The following is a 23,659-nucleotide window of genomic DNA, read 5'->3' on the forward strand; positions in this document are numbered from 1 at the left end:
TTATTCACCAAGCGTGCCGATTTGCGCAACTTGGACAAAGCGAACCTGTATTCGTCGTAAATCGGCACACTTCAAGCCCCTATATCGTGCCGATTTACGAAGAAAACCCTATTAGAACATGTATTCTGCGTAGATTGGCGCGCCTTGGCGCACCTTCAGGCCCAAAACTAGAGTCCGAGCGACCTCATGATGGTGCGTAGCTTCGCAGTGGTCTCGTCGAACTCTTGTTGAGCATCGGAATCAGCCACAATTCCGCCGCCGGCCCAAGCTCGGGCATGAGTTCCATCGCCAGAAACCTCGGCGCAGCGGATAGCAACCATATATTCGCCGTCGCCAGTGGAATCGCACCAGCCAACGGCTCCGGCATAGAAGTTGCGGGGAGATTCCGCAGTTTTGATGAGGCCTTCGGCGGCATCGGTGGGGGTGCCACAAATTGCCGGTGTGGGGTGCACCAAAAGCGCAAGCTCCAAAGCGCTGGTGGCGGGATCTTTTAGAGTGCCAACCACAGGAGTTGCCAGGTGCCACATCTCATTTGTTTTGGTGAGTTCTGGGGTGTCTAAAATATCCACGCGTTCACACAAGGGCTCTAGAACCGCGCGCAAATGGTTAACCACATAGCTGTGTTCTTCCAAATTCTTGGTACTGGAAAGCAGGCTTTGGCCTTGTTCGAGATCGCGTACTGGATCGCTAAGGCGTGGGGCAGAGCCTGCTAGGGGATAGGCACTCACAGTAGAGCCCTGGCGCTTGATCAAGACCTCGGGGGAGGAGCCCACCAGCATATGGCCTGCAAATTCCGGGCCGGCTGGGGTGAGATCAGCAATAAAGCCATCTTTGTTGTGGGAATTATCAATCAAACGAGCTGCTACCAGCAATGGATCAACCGGGGGATTAAAGCTGATGTCCACCGCGCGCGCCAAAACGACCTTTTGCAAGGGTGTCTTTTTAATGGTTGCAATGGCTGCGTTTACGCGTCGTAAATGCTCAAGCGGTGAGGGATCGACGCCTGCAACCTCGGCACTCAACACTGACCCTGGGCCGAATCGGTAATAGGAGTGGGGCTCCAGCGGGCCCTCTTCGCGGATGACCGTTTTGGGAACGGTCAAGGCCGCGGCCTTATCGCGATCAAAGGGCAGGGCGCCGACAACAAGTGGCACCCGGCCTTCTTTTAGAGCGTTTACCGCAGCCCAAGCATCGGTGAAGGTTTCCACTGAACCCTGGGTGCGAATAGAGCCGTGACCTCGGGAAAGCAAAAAATCTGGTGCTGTTGGCGGGGCGGCGGGATCGCGGTGGACAGACATGTGAACCCATTCTAATCCCACCGCATGAGGGGTAAACGCGCGGGCATAAGGTAGGGGCGATTACCATAGCCTGCATGACTGATGTTCGTGTTCGTTTCTGCCCGTCTCCCACCGGTACCCCACACGTTGGACTTGTGCGCACTGCACTTTTCAACTGGGCATATGCCCGCCACACCGGTGGCAAGCTGATTTTCCGCATTGAAGATACCGATGCTGCGCGCGATTCCGAGGAATCCTACGCTGCCATCATTGATTCCCTGCGTTGGTTGGGAATCAACTGGGATGAAGGTGTTGAAATTGGTGGCCCACATGAGCCCTACCGCCAGTCTCAGCGCAAGGAAATCTACCAGGACGTACTGAAGAAGCTTATCGACGCAGGCGAGGTTTACCCTGCGTACTCCACTGCGGAGGAAGTAGAAGAGCGTCACAAGGCTGCAGGCCGCGATCCTAAGCTTGGCTATGACAACTTCGACCGCGAGCTTACTGAGGAGCAGGTTGCAGCTTTTGAAGCTGAGGGACGCAAGCCAGTGTGGCGTCTGCGCATGCCTGATCAGGACTGGAAGTGGAATGACCTCGTCCGCGGCGAGGTGGAGTTTAAGTCCTTCACCCAGCCTGACTTTGTGGTTGCCCGTTCCAATGGTGAGCCTTTGTACACCCTGGTGAATCCAGTTGATGATGCTCTAATGGAGATTAACTGCGTGCTCCGTGGCGAGGACCTGCTTCCCTCCACCCCACGCCAGCTGGCTCTTTATGAGGCATTGAAGCGCATCGGCGTTGCCAAGGAAACCCCACGGTTTGGCCACCTGCCATTCGTGATGGGCGAGGGCAATAAGAAGCTCTCCAAGCGCGATCCGCAGTCCAGCCTGTTCAATCACCGTGATAACGGCATCATCCCTGAGGGCATGCTGAACTACCTGGCTTTGCTGGGCTGGTCACTGTCTGCTGATCAGGACATCTTTAGCATTGATGAGCTAGTTGCCAACTTCGATGTGGCTGACGTTTTGGGTAACCCTGCACGTTTTGACCAGAAGAAGCTGGAATCCATCAACGCAGACCACATCCGTCTGCTGGAGCCTGCCGATTTTGAACAGCGTCTGCGCGCCTACATGACCGAGTACACCGAATTCCCAGCCGACTACCCAGCTGAGAAGTTCGCGATCGCTGCGGAGCTAGTACAGACCCGCATCAAGGTTTTGAGCGAGGCTTGGGACCTGCTGAAGTTCCTGGTCATTGCTGATGAAGATCTTGTGCTTAACGAGAAGGCCGCCAAGAAGAACCTCAAGGAAACCGCCATCGAGCCACTTGATGCCGGCATCGCTGCTTTGGAAGCAGTGGAGGAGTGGACCACCGCAAACATTGAGGCCGCGCTGCACAAGGCCCTCATTGAGGATCTAGAGCTCAAGCCACGTGTTGCCTTCGGCGCATTGCGCATGGGTATTTCCGGCGAGGCTATCTCCCCACCATTGTTTGAGTCCATGGAGCTTTTGGGTAAGGAATCCACCATGGTTCGCCTGCGCGCCGCCCGCGCTCAGACTCCTTATCAGGCAGCGGAGTAAAACCCGCAACCCCAAAAACGCCGGCCCACCAGTTATTTAAGGTGAGCCGGCGCTTGTATGTTTCAGCGCGCTCGGGTGTGCGCTTTTCGACGAAACCCTTTTGCTTGTGGCGCTTTAATCCTCAGAAAAACGCAGAATATCTCCGGGCTGACACTGAAGCTCCCGACAAATAGCCTCCAAGGTGCTAAAACGAATAGCCTTTGCGCGCCCGTTTTTAAGTACGGACAAATTGGCCGGAGTAATCCCGATGAGGTTGGCCAGCTCACCCACGCCCATTTTCCTTTTGGCCAGCATCACATCAATATCCACGATGATCGCCATTAGATCACCGCTTCCAGTTCAGTGGAGAAGCCAATGGCACGGGCAAATAGCATGCGCATGATGTTGACCAGCAGTGCTGCACCCATCACGAGCATTGCCACCACCAGGCCCACAATCACCATGCCAGGTGCATCATCAAGCTCGGCGCCAATATAAGCCATGGGCAGCACCACAAAGGCAGCAATGGCGATGGAAGCGGTTACTCGATCCACCCACGCAATTGCTTGTTGATCAAAGATCTCATCACGGTGAACCAGGTTGAGCAGTTTGAAGATGCAGAAGATCACAAACTCCACCAGGCCCATCAGGAGAATAAGCAGGCTCACCAAAATGATCAGCGGCAGGGGAGAGAGCTCACCGCCGTTTGAGGAATCAGTAATGAGCTTTATTAGCAGCAGCACTTACACAACGGCGATTCCCACAAAGGAGAATCCAAAGATAAAGCGCAGAATAAATAGGATGCGGGGATTCACGATTCAGCCTTCCACTTGTCGTTTCAAGGCATGAATCTATCGTTATTCGATATGTTTATGCAGGCTTTAAGTGGCTTCACTTTTCGGCGCGGTTTTAGAAATTAGGCCTCTAACAGTGCTTTTAGCTTCTTATTTGAAGTCTCTTTAATGTTTTCAATGCTGGTCAAAAATGGCACACCAGGGGAGAGGAAGCCACTAAAAGCCATCGCCTGCGTTACCTCGGTATGGTTTTCATCTACCGCGCGCAAGGTGGTGGAATCACTAACAGAAAGCACCCATGGCGCAATAATCTTGGCCTTCCAGGTTACCTCCGTATTGGGCTCAAAAACCTCAATCTGCGGGCGCAGCCGCGCGTTAAGATGTGGCGCCTCGGGATGCTTCGCCTTCATGATCAAGCGCGTGCCGGCTGCGATCTTATCCTTGGGGCGCGCATACACAATATGCTCATTCCACTCCGCCACCCGCTGTGGATCACTGACCAGTTCCCATACCTTTTCCACCGGAGCGTTAATAGTGATGGTGTGGCTCGCACGCAGCGGCAGTGCACGGCTCACCGCCCACGATGAAAATGCCGCAATCGCCGTCCAAAAAATAAGTGGAATAAGCAGCGCTGGAAAAGGCATAGGCCAAGATCCCTTCGGGTGTTAGTAACTTCCTCCCAGTCTAGCCCGGAAAAACCAGGAAAAACCGCTTTTCGACGCAACCCCATGCCACTTTGGTATTGCTGCGAGTTTTTAAGATTACCTGCAGATTTGGCCGTATTGCATGGTTGTGGTTATAGTATTCCTCGTTGCTCAGCGAAAAGCTTGCAACGATTGGCCTATGGTGTAATTGGCAACACTACGGTTTCTGGTACCGTCATTCTAGGTTCGAGTCCTGGTAGGCCAGCTGCGATCAGCTGGAAAACAAATGATCGTGTCCTAATGCCCCGTTCGTCTAGCGGCCTAGGACGCTGGCCTCTCACGCCGGTAACACGGGTTCAAATCCCGTACGGGGTACGTTGTAAATTCTCTTCTTCCAACTTTGTTGGGGAAGGGTTTTTATATGAAGTGCAAACTTCCCAAGGTGCTTTAAACCTTGGAAAACATTGGCCTATGGTGTAATTGGCAACACTACGGTTTCTGGTACCGTCATTCTAGGTTCGAGTCCTGGTAGGCCAGCTGCGATCAGCTGGAAAACAAATGATCGTGTCCTAATGCCCCGTTCGTCTAGCGGCCTAGGACGCTGGCCTCTCACGCCGGTAACACGGGTTCAAATCCCGTACGGGGTACAAAAGCAAAGCATCCACCTTCAAATCTGAAGGTGGATGCTTTTGTGTATTTCAAGACATCTGATCTTACCCCTGTGTAGGACGCTTGTACGGTGGCAAATAGCTGCAGAAATTTAAAAAGCGGGGGTAGGTGCAAAAATTCTCTTGCTGTGCAATAGCGCGCTAACCCTTTACCTGCATTTCCCTTGGGGTTAAAGTCAGGTTCATACAGAGAAGCTCATAGCCGATCACCACAAGATGTAGCTGTTGACCAGCACAAATGCATCTTAAAAGGCTTCGGAAAGAGTGCTCTGGAGTTAATGGAAACGATCCAGTAGAAGGAGAGTGTATGGCAGTAAGTGAAGAAAAGATGAAGTTCGGACACAACGAAGCTGTCCTCCTGGAAGCTGGCATCGCCATAACCATGAATTCCAAGCACTAAAGATGTGTGAATCAGGAGCTCGCCTCGAAATGACACTTCGTTGCAGTCATCTGACACCCAACTTCTCCACCTTCAACAACCCACACTCGGCACCTCAAGCCCACTAAGGGTATTAACGGACGCAACAGCGAGAACAATTTACTCGAGTTGACGAAACTTCCGAAACGCAGCCGGAAAGTAGTGGAAGCAGGTTGAAGCTTCTGTGAGAGGTTGAAAGGGTCAGATAAGAACAGACAATGTGACCCTTGTACGCCTGGCACCTTCTTTCGAAAGCAAAATTCGAAGGGAGGTGCCCTTAGTTTTTTGTTCTTAAAAAATAGTCCGAAAAAGTGCTTATGACCTGCCGGTTTGTTTAGTTTTAACTTTATGACATATAGTTTCTCTCGTACCAAACGCGCCCCGTTCGTCTAGCGGCCTAGGACGCTGGCCTCTCACGCCGGTAACACGGGTTCAAATCCCGTACGGGGTACAAACCAAAGAAGCCACTCAGTGAATTTCACTGAGTGGCTTCTTTTTGTCTCCTTATCCTGCTTTGAAAGTAATAGTGACAGAACCTTCACCGAGAGCTTCCGTCAGCCCGCTTTAGTAATCGATGCTCTCGATCGGGATATTAGGCCATGTGTCGTTATCGCCATAAAACAAGACCAAGTGTGAACTGTTCAATTTGCCACCTGCGTTTGCCGGTAAACAGTTTGCTTGTTCCAGAGGGTGGTGTTTGAAGCGGTATATTTTGGGGCTAGAGATATTAGTGGGTAGCTTTCAACTTCGTTTTAGTAAGCAATTTTGATAAATTAGCGAGAAATTTTTGACGAGTGTTAAGAATTTCTTCGTCCCAAGAACTCCCTCCGTGATTGCTTTTGGGAAACCAGTTCTGAAAAGGTTCACACTTCAAATACTTGCATCTAGACCAAGCTGTCTGTTAATGTCGATTTCACGATCAAGAAGATCAGCCGCAAGCCCTTCGGCAGGCTGACTGGCAACCGCGCATCGCGCACGGTGCCCCCGAAGGAAGATCGGCTCCGCACTCAAAAGAATGCAGAGAAGAGCGATTTTTGAAGGAGATTCCCATGCGGAATACCTATGAGAACACCCCGTTGGTTATCAAGCTGTACCCAAAGTGCGGCAAATTTCACGCAGGTCATGATCCTTTTTATATGCGTGTTGGCAAGAGCCTTGAGAATGCTGAGTGGGTTCCCGTAAGCAATATTCGGATGGACGGGGAATGGGTCGATTAGACACTTTTCTACTGTGCCCGGTGTTCAGTGTAATCTTAATTTCTCTGGCCTCATTGGTAGTGGATTGTTCTGTTAGAAAAGGATACCCAAAATATGTCGAATGAAGTTCCGCTAACTGATTATCAAGCGAAGTTCTTTGCGCATGAGTTGGAGCGCAGTTACGCTAATGATCACGTGGGCAAACTAGCAGGACTTCTGTTCGATGCGCAGGTTGAACCAAAACCTCATCAGATTGACGCCGCTCTTTTCGCACTTCAAACCCCGTTTTTGCCCGGCGTGATCTTGGCTGATGAGGTTGGGCTCGGTAAGACGATTGAGGCTGGTATTGTCATCTCTCAGTACTGGGCGGAGCGTAAACGTCGTATCCTTATCGTTGCCCCTTCGAGTCTGCGCCAGCAATGGAAACAAGAGTTGTTTGAAAAATTCTTGATCCCTGCCGAGCTATTAGACTCCACCTCTAAAGTCCGGCTATTGGGTAAGTCTTCTGCCATTCCTTCCGAGGTACTTATCTGTTCTTACGAGTTCCTTCAGCGTAACGAAATTGAGCTGATGCGATCTTGGGACCTGGTAGTTGCGGATGAGGCGCACCGACTTCGTAGCTACTGGAACGGACGAGCCAAAGTTGCGGGTGCTTTCGCGGACGTTGTCCGCAATGCCTCGAAAACAATATTGCTCACGGCCACGCCACTTCAGAATAAGCTTGAAGAGCTTTATGGACTGGTGTCGGTTTTTGATCCTGACTATTTCCATTCGCTCGAAGCTTTCCGCGAGCGCTACATCAAAAATCGAGACCTTCAGGGCGATGATGATCTAGTTGAGCGGGTGGCCACCATTTCCAAGCGTACCTTGCGCCGAGACGCGGAGAAGTACATCCAATTTACCCAGCGCATGCCGATCACAATCGAGTTTGAGCCGTCTGATGAGGAAAAGCGACTCTATGACTTGGTCAATGATTATCTTCAGAGGGATGATCTTTACGCGTTTGCAGCGTCACAGCGGCATCTTTCAGCACTCATTTTGCGTAAGCGACTCGGGTCTTCAACGTTCGCCGTTGCCAGCACCCTCGAAAACATAGCCAGTCGACTGGCTGAAGAACTACAGGTGGGACAGCGACGTGACGGGCGTGGCGTTCTCGTTTTCGATGACGATCTCACCACTGAGGAGCTAGAGGAAGCCGACTCTGCAAGTCAAGATCGGACGGCTAACGAGACTTGGTCTGATAATCAACTTCGGGATGGGATTCAGGCAGAGATCGAAGAACTACGCGGATTTGCACACCTGGCCCGCTCCATTAGGGTCAATCAGAAGGCTGTCCATTTGGGCGATGCGCTGGATCGTGGTTTCGCCAAACTGCGGGAAATTGGCGCCCCCGAGAAAGCGATTATCTTTACTGACTCGACGAAGACTCAGGAATATATCGCTCAGACTTTGCGTGAGGCGGGACGCAGCGATGGGCTTGTTCTGTTCAACGGGCAAAACAATTCGCCAGCTGCCACTGCCATCTACCAGGACTGGCTGATGAAAAACAAGGATAGCGACATCGTCACCGGCATCCCAGCTTCCGATCGTCGCAAAGCTCTGGTGGATTATTTCCGGGACAACGGGTCGATCATGATCGCTACGGAAGCTGCTGCTGAGGGTATCAACCTTCAGTTCTGCTCAATGCTGGTCAACTATGACTTGCCGTGGAACCCTCAGCGCGTGGAACAGCGTATCGGTCGTATCCACCGTTTTGGCCAGAAGCACAACGTCGTGGTGGTCAACTTCTCCAATAAGGGCAACATTGCTGAACAACGCATCCTGGAGTTGCTTGAGGGTAAGTTCAAGCTCTTCGATAGCGTTTTTGGGGCCAGTGACGAGGTTCTCGGTGCGATTGAAGACGGGTTCGACTTCGAACGGCAGATCAGCCGAATCCTTGACCAGTGCACGACTGCTGAACAAATTGATGCTGCTTTCCAAATTCTGGAGGAGCAGTATTCCACAGAAATCACAGAGGAAATGGCGAAAGCGAAGACCAAGGTCTTTGATAACCTTGATCCTCATGTGCAAGACCGCCTGAAATCCTATGACGAGCAATCCGGTGAGGTGCTGAATAAGTTCGAGCGGCTCCTGGTTGCGGTGACCCGCTATAAACTGCGAGATCACGCGACCTTCCATGGCGATGGACGTACCTTCGAACTGAACTCCTCACCGGTGGCTGATGCGCCGCTGGGTCGCTATTTCTTCAAGTCGGCACCGATTGAGGGGGCGCATCAATACCGCTACAGCAGTGCATTAGCTAAGCATGCGGTGACAAGTGCCATCGAAGCACCCACACCTCCAGCAGAACTAATCTTGAGCCTGTCCCAGTCACCCCGTGTTCCGGCTGCTATTAGGGAATTCGAGGGTGCGAGCGGAAACGTCGTGGTCAAGAAGATAACGTTCGACATGAAAGCCAAGAATGATGATGTCTCGGAGTCATACATTCTTGCTGCGGGTTTTGCGGATGATGGGCGACGTCTTGATGCGGAGCATGTCACTGACCTGATGGAGCTGGTCGTCACGGAGCAGAACCAGGTAACGGCAGCAGGTGATGAAGAACTCCTCGAAGCGGCTCTTGATCAGCAGCGCTCCCAGCTGGAAAGGGAAGTTCAGTCGAGAAATACTCGGTATTACAACCAGCAGGAAGAGATCCTTGAGCGAAGCATTCAGGACCGCAAGGCGGAAAAAGACGCCAAGATCCGGGAGTATGAGGCAAAACGCAAGGAGCATCGAAAGCTGTCTCGCCAAGCCGATGACCCAATGGAGGAGCTGCGCCACAAGAAGCAAGCCCGCAAGTGGCGAGAGCGGGTCGAAGAAGAAGAGGAGGCTTACATGCGTGAGCGAGATCGACTCACTGATGAAGTGGACGATATGTTGGTTTTGATCGAACAATCCCTCAACGGCACGCAGAGAATCGATGATCTGTTCAGTATCCGCTGGAAAATCACCGCATAACCCCCGGGCTGACCAGCCACCCAGAAATCCAACTAATAACTCAGGAGAACACTTATGAACGACGACATCAACCACATTCCATCGAATACCCCAGATTTCCAGACAGAACTGGCTGAGAAGCTTGCAGAGTTGGCTCCAGAAGCGATTGCTGACGGCAAGATCGACGTTGAGAAGCTCAGGGAACTATTAGATGGCGATGCTGATGAGTCTAATGAGCGTTTCGGATTGTTCTGGCCGGGAAAGAAGCGGGCACTGCGGGCGGCTCAGCAGCCGACCACTGCAACCCTAAAGCCGGATCTGGAGAACTCCAAAGACTGGGATACCACCAAGAACGTCTTTATTGAAGGCGATAACTTGGAAGTGTTGAAGGTTCTGCAGAAGCATTACCACGGCAAGATCAAGATGATCTACATCGATCCCCCATACAACACCGGCAAGGACTTCGTTTATCCGGACAACTTCAAGGAGGGGCTGGATTCCTATTTGGAGTGGACGAAGCAGCTTAATGAAGCAGGACAGAAAATCTCTACGAACTCTGAGTCTGAAGGCCGGTATCATTCTAACTGGCTGAACATGATGTTTCCGCGCTTAAGGCTCGCGAGAAACCTCTTGGCAGATGATGGAGTGATCTTTGTTTCGATCGATGATAACGAGTCTGGAAACCTGCGAAGGCTCTTAGACGAAATATTCGGCGAAAGCAATTTTGTAGCAGCGATCAATCATAAATCTCGCGGTTCAGTCTCAAACGATAAAATTATTTCTCCAAATCACAATGTAATTTACGTTTACGCACGTCGATTTGACGTGATTTATGCCGGTCGTAAATCGATTGGACTCGATCCTGATTTATCAGGGTTCAACGGATTAGACGAGCGTGGAGCTTACAAGCTTGTTCCGGTGGACGGTCCAGGGGGTGCGCGAAAAGGCAATCCATATTACGAATTTCTCGGAGTAGAGGGTTATTTCCGATACTCCCTGGAGACAATGCAAGGCCTCTACGATGCTGGGGAGATAATCAGACGCGGTAGTACCCTTCAACGAAAGTATTATCTTAATAAGGCGAAACAGAATAGGAAGACAGATACCACCTGGTGGGACGACGCGGGTTACACCTCAAGCGCAACTTCTGCTCTGAAGGCACTCATGGGTGGCCCGTATTTCGACAGTCCAAAGCCAGTAAGTTTAATTGAACGGATGTTAAAACAATTTACTAACAAAGATTCTTTGGTTCTTGATTTCTTTGCGGGCTCAGGCTCTACAGGACATGCAGTAATGCGACAAAATTGTGAAGATGGTGGGAACCGTCGGGTAATTTTAGTCCAATTGCCCGAGCCGACTCCGGAAACGTCAGAAGCGCGTAAAGCTGGCTTTTTGACTATCCCGCAGGTCGCACGGCGGCGACTGGAGTTAGCTGGTGAACAGTTACTCTCCAGCGCTACCGGCGATTGTGCTGTGGGTGATAATCTTCTCGATGTCGGTTTCCGTTCCTATAGGCTCAGTGACACCAACTTCTCGAAGTGGCAGGTCTCCAGTGACACTCCTGCAAATGAACTAGAGCAGCACCTGCTGGAGCTGCGCGAATCAGCCAATGATAACGCCACCCCGGCTGACTTGTTTGTCGAGTTGCTGCTCAAGCAGGGGTACTCCCTGACTGAGGACATTGGGGACGTCTCTATTGAGGGACTGGATCTAAAGACTGTCCTGGATGCTGACGGTGACGTGGCTGTTCTTGCCTACCTAGACGAGCACACTAAGCCAACGATCGATCAACTGCGCGAGATCGCTGACTCTAAACCGGTTAGGTTTGTGATCCTCGAGGACTGTTTCCAAGGGGATGACGAGCTGAAGACAAACTTGGTGCAGATCTGTAAGAATAACGGCATTGAGCTGTGGACGGCGTAGGTAGGAGTTGGTTATGAAATTCAAGTTTGATGCTAAGCAGGAATACCAACTAGACGCTATTGCAGCCACCATTGACCTGTTCGATGGGCAGCCAGCGGACGCTGATCAGTTGCTTACAACGTTGCGCAGCAACCGTGATTTCGATGACCGTGAAAACTTGTCCCTGGATATGGATTTGTCGGTCGAGATCGGAGCGATCGGAAACAACCTGCTGCTTACCGAAGAGACCATCCTAGAAAACCTCAAGGTCGTCCAGAACCGAAACGGACTGCAGGGTTCCGAGACCCTTAAGGACGGCCCCCAGTTCGATATCGAAATGGAGACTGGTACGGGTAAGACTTACGTTTATCTACGCACTATCTTTGAGTTAGCGCAGAAGTATAACTTCACCAAGTTCATCATCCTCGTGCCCAGCGTAGCGATCCGGGAAGGTGTCAAAACTAGCATCGATCTCATGCGGGATCATTTCCGGGCGCTTTACCCAGCACACCCTTTCGATGCCTTTGTCTACAGCGGCAAAACTCCTGAGGAGGTGCAGTCGTTCGCTACGTCAACCAGCGTGCAGATCATGATCATGACGATCGACTCGATTCGAGGTAACGCCAACACCCGCATTATCCACCAAACCAGGGACAAGCTGCAGGGACTTAGGCCAGTGGACTACCTCAGGTCCACCAACCCGGTGGTCATTATGGATGAGCCACAAAATATGGAGTCCAAGCTCTCCCAGAGTGCCATTAAGGATCTGGATCCTGCTTGCACCTTGCGCTATAGCGCTACACACCGCAAGACACGCAACGTCATCTATCGTCTAGATCCAGTCGATGCGCACGAACATGGCTTGGTCAAACAGATTGTGGTGGCCGAGGCGACTCAGCAGGGCGGAGACGCAACACCGTATATCAAACTGGTGGACGTCAAGCGTGATCCTTGGCAGGCCAAACTGGAGCTGGTGTGTCGCAAGGCTGACGGGTCGTTTACCCGTCAAGTCAAGACGGTGAAGCAGCATCAGGACCTAGCTCGTATCACGGACAACCCTGCCTACGAGAACAACTGGCGGATCAACGAGATCAGCCTTGAACCTGCTTTCGTCGAGCTGACCAACCACGGTGTGCTCAACTTGGGGGAGGAGATCGGCGGCAGCACGGAAGTCGTGTACCGCGAGATGATCCGGGAAACGATTCGTGAGCATTTTCGAAAGGAGCGCTTTCTGCGCCCAAAGGGTATCAAGGTGCTCAGTCTGTTCTTTGTTGACAAGGTGGCCAGCTACCTGGGTGATGGCACTAATAATGAGACCGCTGATGGTCAATTCGCGGTCTGGTTTGATGAGTTGTTCCACGAGGAGCGCCAGCGTCATCCTGAGTATGCGGAACTATTGCCCCAAGAGCCTGCAGAGCTACGCCATGCCTATTTCTCGCAGATTAAGAAGGGCGTTTTCGGTGATACCACGGGAGCTACCTCGAAAGATGATGATTCTTACGACCTGATCATGAAGGATAAGGCTCGACTGCTCAGCCATGATGAGCCTGTTCGTTTCATTTTCTCTCACTCTGCTCTTCGCGAAGGCTGGGACAATCCCAATGTTTTCCAGATTTGTACGCTTCGGGAAATGGGTGGTGAGACAGAACGTCGACAGACCATCGGTCGTGGATTGCGGCTGCCGGTCAACCAAGATGGTGAGCGGATCGCTGATCCGTCAGTCGCTCAACTGACGGTGGTCGCTAATGAGTCGTATCAACAATTTGCGAAAAGCCTTCAACAGGAGTACATCAAGGTCGGCGTGGCGATTGGCTATGTCCGGCGTGAGGAGTTCGCCAAGATCCCCCGCCCAGACTCTGATGCTGGTGAGGTGCTGGGCTATGTGGAGTCTTCCCTAATCTGGGATCAGCTTCATACAAAGGGGTTCCTGGACAAAGATGGTCGAGTCACTGAGCGTTTCAGACCTGAAGACGAACACTTCACCTTGGATTTGTCGGAAGAGATTACGTGGCTTGAACCATTCGTGACGAAGATTCTCCAGGACAGCAAGATAGAGACGTTCGTGAAACAGCAGCGGAAGCGCCGTACTCGTAAGCTCAACAAGCAGATCTATGCGTCGCGGGAGTTTGAGGAATTTTGGGAGGCTATTAGTCAGCGCACGACCTACAAGGTCAAGGTTGACCGCGATGATCTGATCACCAAGTCGATCGATACGATCAAGCAGGCACCCGATATCGAGCCTTTGCGTGTTCAGGTGACCCGAGCAAATCTCAAGGTGGTGCGCGGCGGAGCACACGGCGAGGAACTAGGTACCAGGTCAGCCGATCTGCGGGGCGGCTATCAACTGCCCAATATCATTAATGAGCTGCAGGATGCGACTTCGCTGACTCGTCAGACCATCATCGACATTCTCGTCGGTAGTGGCCGTCTGGATGAGTTTCTCTCCAACCCTCACGATTTCTTGAAACTGGTCAAGGATTCGGTGGAGGGTGAATTGGCCGACATCTTGGTCAAGGGAGTCCAGTATGAAGCGATTGGTGGCAGCGTCTATACGCTACGGGAGCTGCAGAAGGATGGTGAGCAGGAGAAGCAGCACTTCATCGATCATCTCTACAAGGTGAAGAACCAGCAGAAGTCGGACTTCGACTACGTCCTCTACGACTCTGACAATGAGCGTAAGTTTGCCGAGCTTTTGGACTCGAGGGAGGACATCAAGCTGTTTATGAAGCTGCCGGCAAGCTTTAAGATTGACACTCCGGTCGGCCCATATAACCCAGACTGGGCCATTGTAAAGTACGAGGATGGCGACGAGCGGATCTATATGATTCGGGAAACCAAGAGCACCGCTGATCCGCGCCTCCTGCGCCCAAATGAGCGAGCCAAGATCATTTCAGCCCAGGGACACTTCGAAGCTATCGGTATTAACTACGCTAAATCGTCTCCCGAGAGGCCGGAAATTTAATGAGGATTAAGACCGTCTACATTCAGAACCCTCCGAAGTCTGGAGTACATAGTGGTCCATGAGCTGTCGCACCTGATCGCTAGAAGCCACAACTCTAGGACTATAGCGGTGATGGATCGACATCGACCGGACTGGACTGCCAGACGTGATGAGCTAAATGGAGCTCCTCCGAGCAGAAGATTGGAGCGATTGCAATGGCGACTGATCCCGACTCCGCTACGGTGATGTGGCTGGAGAGTGCTCGGATTAAGGGGTTCAGGTCTTGTGAGAAAACGGAGGTAGCACTTAGTCCTGATCTCACTCTTTTGGTCGGCGAAAACAACGCGGGCAAATCCAACATTATCGATGCGCTTCGCCTGGCAACGGCTCCACTGAGTGGAAGACGGACGAGGTACTTCGAGATTGACGACCCGTCGATCGGGGCCGCCACTAACCCCGATATTGAGCTTGTTTTCGCGGACGGAGACAATTTCCAGCAGGCGTTATTCATCGGGGCTTTGGACCTGGAAACAAAGAAGATCCACCACCATGTCCGCTATTTTCCGCCGACAGATCAGTACCCGCGCGGTCGGACAGAACGTTTGGCAGGACTGGTTGCCTCTCCGGATCCTGAATCGGAGGTGCGCTCGAAGATCAACCACGTGTACCTCGAGCCACTGCGTGATGCGAAGCGTGAGTTGGACTCTGCCAACGGGCGGCGCTTGGGGGCTGTCTTACGTTACTTGCTTGATGAGAAAGAGCGTGAGGAATTCCTGAAGCAGGCCCATGCTGCCACCGATCAGCTTTCCGTAAGTGACGCTGTCCAAGGTGTAAGCAAGAAGATTCAGGAGCACCTTTCCTCGCTGACCGATGCGGTCCGAGGACAACAGGTGGCGATCGGTTTTGAACGGCCTACATTGGAGCACCTCGCACGGGGACTCCGCCTCAAAATGGCAGAGCAAGGGATAGATATAACTGATCTCGCATCGTCCGGATTGGGTTATGCCAACTTATTATTCATGTCGACGGTTTTGCTTGAGTTGCAGGAGGCAAACAAGTCAGAGCTCACCCTTCTCCTGGTGGAGGAGCCGGAAGCGCATTTACATCCGCAGCTCCAGGGTGTTCTGCTTGATTTCCTCCTCGAGCAAGCCGAAGAGTCCGTTAAGCAGGCCAAAGAGGGACGTCCTGCTGGGCGAATCCAGGTTATCGCGACAACTCATTCTCCTAACCTGGCCAGCTCGGTTGGCATAGAAAGGACTGTCGTTATTCGGTCAGCTAAACGCGATATTCGAAGTAGCTCAGTCGCACTTGCGCTGAAGCAGGTAGAATTCGCAAACGACAACGACCGTCGGAAAATCGACCAATATCTGGACGTAACTCGGTCTGATCTTCTTTTTACTCAGCGGGTCATTCTGGTCGAGGGAATTTCTGAGGCAGTGTTGCTCCCCGCGCTTGCGAGACACTGCGTGTTTGATCGAAGCGATCCCGAACAGGCAAAACGACTCCGCCGCTTCAAGGCCACGCCGATCGTCAATCTTGGATCGGTTGACTTTCGCCCATACCTGACGCTGCTCTTGCATGACTTCGGTGGAGGGATGCGTATCGCAGACAAGGTGATCGCACTTACGGATGAAGACCCACCTCTTGAAGATTCGGAGGCCAAGAGTATTAACAGATCCGAGGATCTCGAGAGCATTGCTACCAAGTTAAAGGCTGAAAACATCCTGAGGGTGGAGACATCAAAATATACGTTGGAAGCAACCCTTTTGACCGGTGCGAGTGAGAACAACCGAATCCTTAGAAAAGCATTCTTAGAACAGCACCCGAAGTCAGGCGGGAAGTGGGATGCGATCGAAGAGGCAAAAGAGCCAGGCAGGGAGATGTACCGCAGACTCCAGGTCAAGAAGGGCGCCGAGAACTTGGATATTAGTAAGGGGCAGTTTGCTCATGACATTGCGCTTGCTATTGCGGAGCCAGGCGTAGTTATCGACTGTCCGGCTCAGCTCAAAGCAGCGATCGAGGCGGCAGCTGAAGAGTAGGGGGAAGCATGAGTCTTGAGTTCACATCGGCGCAGAGGTCGCTAATAGAGTCGGAGTCCGGCGGTTTCTTTGAGGCCTGTCCGGGTGCAGGTAAGACGCAGACCATCGTTGAGCGGTTTGCAAGGCGAGGTGACTCGGAAGACTCGCGGCGCGGTACCGCCTTGGTTACCTTTACCAACGCCGCTGCCGAGGAAGCGCAGAGGAGATGCGCCCACAAACCCGAACTACTTCAAGCACCGAACTTCGTTGGCACTATCGACAGCTTTATCAATAGGTTCTTTGCCGCACCATTCTACAAAGGAAAGCATGGCAAGGTTCCTACTTTCTGGGATTCCTGGAGCAGTCTTGATTCGGCTGTTGTGAGGATTAAAGGTCAACCTCCGGTGTCTTTGGATCACTTTCAATGCCACAATGATTGGGCAACGCTGTTGGATGAGTACAGGTGTAGGTACTCAGAGTCTCAAATTTGTGCGTTGGAGTCTGCGGCGTATAGCAAATGGAACCAGCTGGTTAGGTCGGGGCACCTCGACGCGGACACTTCGAGACTCATAGCGAGAATAGAGATTGAAGAGAACAGGTACGGAATCGTCGAGTTACTCACTTCACGATTCGAGGAAGTCATCGTCGACGAAGTTCAAGACTGCGACTCCGCCGATATTCTGGTTCTAAAGTCGCTGCGAGATGCGGGAATCCGTCTTATATCTGTCGGAGACCTCGACCAGTCCATCTACGAGTTCAGAGGCACTTCGGCTCCAGAAGTCCGCAACTTCTTGCGGTCGGCCAGCCCTCAGCCGCGCATCGATACAAATTTTCGTAGCTCTCCCGCTATTTGCAAGGTTGTGAATAGTTTACGTGAGGGGCCAACCATCGACATTCCTGTAGGAGAGGCCTCGACCTGCGATATCCCCGTTCATCTCATCGGCTACCGAAATCATTCGGAGATCGGGCCATCGGTCGAGACAGTAATTGACCAATACCGGGGATTGGCAAAACCGGTGTTTCTGGCGCACAGCAAAGACAATGCAGCTTTCGCTGCTGGTGGCCACGGAAAAGGTAAGTCGTCAAAAAGCAAGGTTGCAGCACTAGCCAAGTCGGGCAATCTGCTCCTGGACTCCTCGTCGACCTCAGCGAAAAGGACTAAAGCCCTCGCAGAAACCGGAATTTTGCTGCAGCAACTGCATTCCGACGAGCAGCTAGCAAAAGCTGGCGAAGAGATTTATCTTGAGACTCTCGGGCTGACCAAGAGTTCGTATCATGAACTGTGTTTGAGGTTCGTTGTGGCAGTAGGAGATCCCGCAAGGCAGTCCCGCAGTGCGTACAGGGAGAAACTTATCCAGGTTGCGGAAGGATTCGGGATCGCGCTCAACCGTGGCCGGACCAAGACACCATCAGCCGATGCCTGGCCATGGGATGGTATACCGACAGCCGAGCATCAATATGAGCATTCAACAGTTCACGGTTTCAAAGGACTGGAGACAGACTCGATCGTCCTGGTCGTTCCAGGCGACAAGCGGACGGGGGCCACTATTCGTGGCTGGGGAGAAGGAGAAGGCTCTGAAGCGAGAAGAGTCCTTTATGTCGGCGCATCAAGGGCTAAACGTCTGCTCATACTGGCCGTGCACAATAAATACACAGATGCTGTGAAGCTAATCCTGGAGAGAGACGAGGTTCCTCTTGCATTGTCTGGGTAGTTTGTCGCCCATTTCCATGACCGCACGAAAACTGCTGGTCAAAGTGATATAACACCCCATATGATTCTCTTCGAAGTCGGCCAGGACTCGGCCAAGCAGGTTAAGCCCAAGACTATCGTCAATGGCAAGAAGGTTCTGGAGCGAGATATCCAGAAGATTTTCGAGGGTAGCCTTCACGAGATCCTGGGTGTCCACTTCTTGGCCAGCGAGTACTCCACCAGCTTCGGTGGGCGCATGGACACTCTTGGCATCGACGATGACGGCAACCCGTGCATTATCGAGTACAAGAAGGGCCAGAACGAGAACGTCATCAACCAGGGACTCTCATACCTGCGTTGGCTGCTCGACCACAAGGACTCGTTCCACGTCCTTTGCCAGGAGAAGGGTGTCGAGAAAGAAGTCCAGTGGGATGCGCCTCGGGTTATCTGCGTAGCGGAGAGCTACAGCAAGTTCGATACCGATACCGCGGACTTGCTTCCTATCAAGATTGAACTGATGCGCTACCAGCTGTTCGAGAACAACATGCTCACCTTAGATATGGAGAGCTACCAGAAGGTGAAGCTCCAAGGCGTCCCGAAACTTGGCACCAGCGTCGAGAAGAGGGCCGAGCCGCTCCAGGTCACCTACACACTGGAAGACCACCTGGCGAAGTCTGGGCCGGCCAGCCGCAAGCTCTATGACGACCTTAAAGAGCGGGTACTTGGTCTCGATCAAGAGATGGAACTCGAGTTCAAGAAGCTCTATGTAGCATTTAAGATGACTCGCAACGTGACCGACGTGGTCTTCCAAAAGCAAAAGCTCTGGGTCTTTATCAACGTCAAGAGTGGCACGCTCGATGATCCGCGAGGCATTGCCGAGAACTTGGTTGATCCGGTGAAGATCGGTCATTGGGGGAATGGAGACTACCGAGTTGAGGTTACTCCCAATAGCGATATGGATTATCTCATGACGCTCATTGAGCAGAGCTACAGCATCAACCAGTAGCGCTTCAAGGTGAGTGAACCAGCGAGATCTCGCCTGAGTTCCGTCCCGGTGTCCACCTGGCTTAGTAGGCTTGGGGTCAGTAAGCGGATCCGTTACGGGCGGGTGTCAGCGGAGACAGATGAGGAGTTAATCATGGACGACGAGAGTGGCCCGATCGAGACCGAGGAAGTGATCGCCCACGGTGAAGATCCTGGTGACATCACCGAGGCTACGGAGGCTAATCCGGCGGAGGATTCTGTCTCCACGGAGGAGTCTGAGGATTACAGCTTGATTAAGCAGGACGATGACCTTTCCGAAGATAGCCAGGTTGCTCTAGAGATTGAAGTGGTTCGACGTGATGATGAGCTCATGGTTTTCGGTGATGAGCTGGCTGTTCGGGAATTTATAGACTCTCTAGCGATTTCTGCAAAGAAGACAACCAAGATAGATAACATCCTCTTTCGCCATCTCAGTGAGCAGTTTAAAAAGAGCGGCACTGTACTACAGGGGGTGTCTGAGATTGCAGAGAATTCGGGCTACTACATCAAGCTCACGAAGGAGAGTGCGGCGAGCGTCAAAAAGCTAGGACTGTATGAGACCAAAGGTGGTATCACCTATGCGATGATCGAAAAGCTTGGAAAGCCTGGGAAGACCGGTAAATGGCTACAGGTTGACAATGGGTTTGGATCTTTGCTTACTAATCCTGCTGTGTTGTCGGGTGTGGGCGGGATTGTTACGCAGGTGGCTTTGCAGCAGTCTCTGGCTGAGATTACTGCCTACCTCCAGACTATTGACCACAAGCTTGATGCGGTCATTAAGAAAGTAGATGAGGCTAAGAAGTCTGATCTTTCGGGCCTCTTGAAAACGCTTCGGGAAGCCACGATCAGATATGAGATTGAGGGGACCGTCGATTCTCGATTTATGAACGAGATTATCTCTTTCCAAAACACCGTGAGTGCGGTCGAGAGTTATGCGTGGGATCAGACCACTACTATCCGCGAAGACCTTGCCGATATGCACGGACTTAAATCGATGATGGTCGCTACTGGAGAAGCTCAGCGAGAAATTTCTCAGTGGCTGGGTTTTCTTGCCAATGCTTACCTGGCTGAATGTCGTCTGGATGACTTCAAGCTCAAAGAGAAGCTAGAAGAATCCCTTGAGGCGTATAACCAGGAGCTAGATACGCTACGGGTACTTCAAGCGGATCGAGACCGGGAGCGTGCGACGAGGGTTCATGATCTATATGAGACGGCTCATGAAGTGGCGAAGTTTGCGGACAAAAAGCTAGTTACGAATCGGGCGGCAGCAGAGGCTCTGAATCAGCGAGCAAACCAGATGGTAGAGCTGACCTACAACTTTGCCGAAGCAGTGCAGCTTAAGGTCGATCGAGAGAGTATTCCAGTAGGGGAGTTGGGCATGCTTGCAAACTTTGCTTCCCGCTCTATCCAAATGCAGCGTGATGAGCTACCAGAGGCAGCTTTAAAACTGGGCGTCAGGACCGTAGTTACCCATGGCCCTAAGATCGCAAAGTTTCTTAAGGAGTTTGACTGGAGTAAAATCAGGTAGCTCACCCAAGCTCTTACAATTTATCATCGCTTATATTTCAATAGGCTTAAAGATTAATAAATATAATTTAATATAAAAATATAATTAAATATAAAAGGAAGCCATGTATATCGGAAACTACTTTAAAGCGGAAACTCAGCCTAGAAACAATAGACTGCCTGGCTTTACGATAGTTGAGCTGCTCATTGTTATTGTAGTAATTGGGATATTGGCAGCTATTTCGATTGTGGTTTATAACGGTATACAGAAGAGGGCGCAAACAGCGCAGGTAACATCTAGTGTTGATTCGCTTGAGAAATCAGTTGGCATGGCCATAATCGACGGGTCTTTTAGTCATCTTTCGCCTTATGACGTACCTGAACAATATGGATTCTATACTGGCTGCATAGGTTCATTATCCGACTATCCAGCCACGGAGCACTTCGCCGAAGGGGAATACTACCAGTACATACATCCTAGTAATGGAGACGTACTGCTGTCATATAGCGTAAATACCCCCTTAACTGACGCTCTAGCTAGTGGCAGATGTAACACCTTGACACCTATGTTGGAAATTTATCGATCAGCAGAACTTGTTGGGGGATTAGCTATCAGAACGAGAGGAATATTGGTCTCTTTCGACGCGCGGAACGATAAAGATCGCGCAGAACTGTATTGGCTAGCACCAGACGGCTCTGGCTGCGGCAGAGCGGATCTCAATGAAAATCAAGCTGTGATTGAACACCTAAGGGCGCATTCCAATATAAATGAGGTAGAAGAGATTCTGGGGACAGACTGGGAAGCAAGAATCAACTCCAGTCCAAACGCATGCAGTATTAGTATACGGCCTACGCCTTAGGCAGCCTTAAGAGTCCATCTTCTGCTAAATCGTCGCACCGCGTCTGGTGTGCGGATTACGAAGGGGTATACGGATATTAGCGAGATAACCTGGTGCGCCAGATAGCTCAGGGAATCTCTGATGCCGAGATTGGGGAGTGAGCCAGGGTCAGCCCGAACCGTATGGCCGCCACGAGGGAAATCTGGGTTTGCGTTGTGCCCCGTTTGCTCGAATTTGCCGATTAGCGCTGACTAGTCAGGACACATCTCACCCAGCCGCTAGGAGATGTCTCGGGGCTTCTTCTCTTTGTCAGGCTGTGGTGATGGCTGCGTCTTTTTTCGAGTGGATATGTTCCGAGGATTTCTGCCGTTTCGTGGTTTATCGCGGTGATGTCGTTGTTGGGACGCATAAGCAAGACCGGGTGCCGGCGAGTTTAGTGCCGACGTAGAGCTTCTTGAATTCTCCAGTCCGTTGCAGGCTTACTTTTCCGGCCGAATCTATGACATCGCGGCGTATGCGGTTACAGTCACCAAGTGGCAGTCCTGCGGGTTGCGCTTTGGGGAATGCTTGGTATGCAGCGCGATGGGGTCGCTCGGTGTTGTAGTAGTCGATGGTCTCGCTGAGCTGTTTGTAGAGTTTACCGAGGTTTCGTGCTGCTTTTCTGTGTGATAGAGCTTTTTGGGGTGTTAAGTGAAATTGTTCGACTTTCCTTTGGGTTTGTGGGCGATAGGGTGAGCCGTGCTTTGCTTTATCCAGATGTGAAGCAGGAGGTGTTTACATCCGCTGCGAGTTTCTGCTTTTCGGTAGAGCTTTGTCGTGAATACAGAACCGTTATCGGCCAGTGTTGATTTTGGAAATCCGTAGGTGTTGCCTGCGTGTATGAATGTTTCGATGACGTTGGCTGTGGTTTCTTGGTTGAATGCTCGGCCAGCAAGAACGTAACGAGAGTGATCATTGATGATCCTCAAGATGGGGATGTGCAGTGTGCCTGCGAGGGGCCAGTGACTGTAGTCCAGTTACCAGGATTCGATGGATGTTTGATTCTGCTGGAGCTGGAAGTCCTTCCTGCTCGAAGCATCATTTGAGGGTGTGGGTGCCGGCGTCGGTGCCACAGTCGGCGAGTTGTTGGCGCAGGGTGAGGATGAGTAGGTGACGTCATCGGCGATGGTGTGCGGGTTGGTGTGTGGACGGCGTGATTGTGGTTCTAGGGCTTGGTATCCGCCGGAGTCGTATCGGAGAAGGAGATTTCTGATCCATCTAGTGCTGAACCTAAACATGTCGGCTGCTTGAGTGTGTGGCATTCAGGTTGCGGGGATGGTGTCGATGATGACTTTGTTGCAGGTGTGCTTCTTCTCCATGCCTGGCATGGTAAGGGGGTACAATTAACGGAGCGGTCAGTGGAATCCACCACTGACCGTTTACTTTTGCTATCTACCATTTTCCTGGATCAGGTTTGTTGTTCTAATAGGGAAGTTTTCTTCGGGCGATTCAGATGTGGTCATGAACTTCTAACTGGTTAGGTGTTCCAACTTCAGGAACAGCCGACTTCTTGAAGAATTGCTCAATTTACTTCATTTACCGTGTGGATTAGTATCAGTATCAACCTGTTGCTAACTTCCAGGATTTGACTTCTGACGTGCGTAGCAGTTTATGGATATCAATGCTGATAGTCTTGGAAGGTGAAATTATGGCGTCGCGCAAATGCTCTATCTGTGGCGAAGAGGGGCACGATCGGAGAAGTTGTGAAGTGAGTGCAAATGCTGGGCGTTGCAGCGTCTGCGGTTACCAAGGTCACGACAAGCGTAATTGCCCAAATAGTTAAGTTACTGGCAGATAATAAGCGGATCGAAATTTCTGGATGAAGCATGTTTGTAAGAACGTGGGCTGCTGTTTCTGCAACGTGAGTCATCTGCTTTCCATGGCGTAAGCTGGCAAAGACGTCCGTGACTGTCGAAAAGTAGCCCATCCGAGAAGAATTGGATTTGTGTTTCTTTGGAGAATTGGGCTCAAACTTTTTCACCGGCCCCAGGTTGCCACCGAGGCGGCTCGTTGTCGCCTTGTATCCCACGTCCTGTTCCAATAATTCAATAAGTTGCTATAGCTGAAACTCGGTCAGAGAACTTCGCGCTCTCCTAGAAATCCTCCCTTTATGTATGTGTCTGATTTCTAAGTTTATCTATTGGGGAGGATTTCAATGAGGCAAGCTTAATG

17 protein-coding genes, 5 tRNA genes and 1 riboswitch are annotated in these 23,659 nt (G+C 51.6%); of the genes, 16 read left to right on the plus strand and 6 right to left on the minus strand.

All coding sequences use genetic code 11. The features are described 5' to 3' along the window. Positions 1-167 precede the first annotated feature (167 nt). Complete coding sequence (locus H924_RS05990; protein WP_015651069.1) at positions 168-1,298, minus strand: isochorismate synthase; 1,131 nt, start codon at positions 1,296-1,298, stop codon at positions 168-170. Positions 1,299-1,372: 74 nt separating this feature from the next. Between H924_RS05990 and gltX the strand changes: the two genes are divergently transcribed. Continuing rightward, positions 1,373-2,854, plus strand: a complete 1,482-nt coding sequence (gene gltX, locus H924_RS05995) for a glutamate--tRNA ligase (protein WP_015651070.1) — start codon at positions 1,373-1,375, stop codon at positions 2,852-2,854. Positions 2,855-2,968: 114 nt separating this feature from the next. Here gltX and H924_RS06000 read toward each other — a convergent pair whose 3' ends face one another. From H924_RS06000 to H924_RS06010, 3 genes are all read right to left on the minus strand, one after another. Beyond that, positions 2,969-3,175, minus strand: coding sequence for a helix-turn-helix domain-containing protein (locus H924_RS06000; protein ID WP_015651071.1), 207 nt, complete (start codon positions 3,173-3,175; stop codon positions 2,969-2,971). Beyond that, positions 3,175-3,576: a DUF2975 domain-containing protein gene (locus H924_RS06005; RefSeq protein ID WP_015651072.1), complete on the minus strand. Its 402-nt coding sequence runs from the start codon at positions 3,574-3,576 to the stop codon at positions 3,175-3,177. The genes H924_RS06000 and H924_RS06005 overlap by 1 nt, the downstream gene beginning before the upstream one ends. Before the next feature lie 173 nt (positions 3,577-3,749). Further along, complete coding sequence (locus H924_RS06010; protein WP_015651073.1) at positions 3,750-4,271, minus strand: SRPBCC family protein; 522 nt, start codon at positions 4,269-4,271, stop codon at positions 3,750-3,752. Between the two features lie 193 nt (positions 4,272-4,464). Here H924_RS06010 and H924_RS06015 point away from each other — a divergent pair. From H924_RS06015 to H924_RS13655, 15 genes are all read left to right on the plus strand, one after another. Next, positions 4,465-4,536: transfer RNA gene (locus H924_RS06015), tRNA-Gln, on the plus strand. Between the two features lie 37 nt (positions 4,537-4,573). Continuing rightward, positions 4,574-4,646: transfer RNA gene (locus tag H924_RS06020), tRNA-Glu, on the plus strand. 90 nt (positions 4,647-4,736) lie between these two features. Next, positions 4,737-4,808: transfer RNA gene (locus tag H924_RS06025), tRNA-Gln, on the plus strand. Positions 4,809-4,845: 37 nt separating this feature from the next. Then, positions 4,846-4,918: transfer RNA gene (locus H924_RS06030), tRNA-Glu, on the plus strand. An 817-nt stretch (positions 4,919-5,735) separates the two neighbouring features. Next, positions 5,736-5,808 (plus strand) — tRNA-Glu (locus tag H924_RS06035). A gap of 466 nt (positions 5,809-6,274) precedes the next feature. After that, positions 6,275-6,391: riboswitch (SAM riboswitch) on the plus strand. Between the two features lie 15 nt (positions 6,392-6,406). Next, positions 6,407-6,574, plus strand: a complete 168-nt coding sequence (locus H924_RS13925) for a hypothetical protein (RefSeq protein ID WP_015651074.1) — start codon at positions 6,407-6,409, stop codon at positions 6,572-6,574. A 93-nt stretch (positions 6,575-6,667) separates the two neighbouring features. Next, on the plus strand, positions 6,668-9,550 hold the full coding sequence (locus H924_RS06045; RefSeq protein WP_015651075.1) for an SNF2-related protein: 2,883 nt from the start codon (positions 6,668-6,670) through the stop codon (positions 9,548-9,550). A 54-nt stretch (positions 9,551-9,604) separates the two neighbouring features. Continuing rightward, positions 9,605-11,452, plus strand: a complete 1,848-nt coding sequence (locus tag H924_RS06050; protein WP_015651076.1) for a site-specific DNA-methyltransferase — start codon at positions 9,605-9,607, stop codon at positions 11,450-11,452. 13 nt (positions 11,453-11,465) lie between these two features. Continuing rightward, entirely contained in the window at positions 11,466-14,393 is a 2,928-nt protein-coding gene (locus H924_RS06055; RefSeq protein WP_015651077.1) for a restriction endonuclease, read from the plus strand. Between the two features lie 51 nt (positions 14,394-14,444). Further along, positions 14,445-14,618 (plus strand): YgjP-like metallopeptidase domain-containing protein, encoded by a 174-nt coding sequence (locus tag H924_RS13930; protein WP_245533907.1) that lies wholly within the window; start codon positions 14,445-14,447, stop codon positions 14,616-14,618. Next, positions 14,588-16,411 carry an ATP-dependent nuclease gene (locus H924_RS06060; protein WP_015651078.1) on the plus strand — a complete coding sequence of 608 codons (1,824 nt, stop codon included), beginning with the start codon at positions 14,588-14,590 and terminating at the stop codon, positions 16,409-16,411. The genes H924_RS13930 and H924_RS06060 overlap by 31 nt, the downstream gene beginning before the upstream one ends. A gap of 8 nt (positions 16,412-16,419) precedes the next feature. After that, positions 16,420-18,102: a UvrD-helicase domain-containing protein gene (locus H924_RS06065; RefSeq protein ID WP_015651079.1), complete on the plus strand. Its 1,683-nt coding sequence runs from the start codon at positions 16,420-16,422 to the stop codon at positions 18,100-18,102. Between the two features lie 60 nt (positions 18,103-18,162). Next, a complete protein-coding gene (locus H924_RS06070; protein WP_015651080.1) occupies positions 18,163-19,086 on the plus strand; it encodes a DUF5655 domain-containing protein in 924 nt (307 codons plus the stop codon). Between the two features lie 132 nt (positions 19,087-19,218). Further along, positions 19,219-20,631, plus strand: coding sequence for a hypothetical protein (locus tag H924_RS06075; RefSeq protein ID WP_015651081.1), 1,413 nt, complete (start codon positions 19,219-19,221; stop codon positions 20,629-20,631). Between the two features lie 103 nt (positions 20,632-20,734). After that, positions 20,735-21,469, plus strand: coding sequence for a prepilin-type N-terminal cleavage/methylation domain-containing protein (locus tag H924_RS13655; RefSeq protein ID WP_015651082.1), 735 nt, complete (start codon positions 20,735-20,737; stop codon positions 21,467-21,469). 357 nt (positions 21,470-21,826) lie between these two features. On the opposite strand, the gene H924_RS14795 is transcribed toward H924_RS13655, so the two are convergent. Beyond that, positions 21,827-22,204, minus strand: coding sequence for an integrase core domain-containing protein (locus H924_RS14795; RefSeq protein WP_081602498.1), 378 nt, complete (start codon positions 22,202-22,204; stop codon positions 21,827-21,829). Positions 22,205-23,105: 901 nt separating this feature from the next. Beyond that, positions 23,106-23,516 (minus strand): hypothetical protein, encoded by a 411-nt coding sequence (locus H924_RS06085; protein ID WP_029703093.1) that lies wholly within the window; start codon positions 23,514-23,516, stop codon positions 23,106-23,108. Between the last annotated feature and the right edge of the window lie 143 nt (positions 23,517-23,659).

The sequence above is a fragment of the Corynebacterium callunae DSM 20147 genome, assembly GCF_000344785.1.
Lineage (GTDB): Bacteria > Actinomycetota > Actinomycetes > Mycobacteriales > Mycobacteriaceae > Corynebacterium > Corynebacterium callunae.

What these genes read in the sequence shown, in the direction of transcription:
- H924_RS06050 (WP_015651076.1), top strand. Translation starts at nt 9,605, where the DNA reads ATGAACGACGACATCAACCACATTCCATCGAATACCCCAGATTTCCAG.
- H924_RS06060 (WP_015651078.1), top strand. Translation starts at nt 14,588, where the DNA reads ATGGCGACTGATCCCGACTCCGCTACGGTGATGTGGCTGGAGAGTGCT.
- gltX (WP_015651070.1), top strand. Translation starts at nt 1,373, where the DNA reads ATGACTGATGTTCGTGTTCGTTTCTGCCCGTCTCCCACCGGTACCCCA.
- H924_RS13925 (WP_015651074.1), top strand. Translation starts at nt 6,407, where the DNA reads ATGCGGAATACCTATGAGAACACCCCGTTGGTTATCAAGCTGTACCCA.
- H924_RS06000 (WP_015651071.1), bottom strand. Translation starts at nt 3,175, where the DNA reads ATGGCGATCATCGTGGATATTGATGTGATGCTGGCCAAAAGGAAAATG.
- H924_RS06055 (WP_015651077.1), top strand. Translation starts at nt 11,466, where the DNA reads ATGAAATTCAAGTTTGATGCTAAGCAGGAATACCAACTAGACGCTATT.
- H924_RS13655 (WP_015651082.1), top strand. Translation starts at nt 20,735, where the DNA reads ATGTATATCGGAAACTACTTTAAAGCGGAAACTCAGCCTAGAAACAAT.
- H924_RS06070 (WP_015651080.1), top strand. Translation starts at nt 18,163, where the DNA reads ATGATTCTCTTCGAAGTCGGCCAGGACTCGGCCAAGCAGGTTAAGCCC.
- H924_RS06010 (WP_015651073.1), bottom strand. Translation starts at nt 4,271, where the DNA reads ATGCCTTTTCCAGCGCTGCTTATTCCACTTATTTTTTGGACGGCGATT.
- H924_RS05990 (WP_015651069.1), bottom strand. Translation starts at nt 1,298, where the DNA reads ATGTCTGTCCACCGCGATCCCGCCGCCCCGCCAACAGCACCAGATTTT.
- H924_RS06075 (WP_015651081.1), top strand. Translation starts at nt 19,219, where the DNA reads ATGGACGACGAGAGTGGCCCGATCGAGACCGAGGAAGTGATCGCCCAC.
- H924_RS06045 (WP_015651075.1), top strand. Translation starts at nt 6,668, where the DNA reads ATGTCGAATGAAGTTCCGCTAACTGATTATCAAGCGAAGTTCTTTGCG.
- H924_RS06065 (WP_015651079.1), top strand. Translation starts at nt 16,420, where the DNA reads ATGAGTCTTGAGTTCACATCGGCGCAGAGGTCGCTAATAGAGTCGGAG.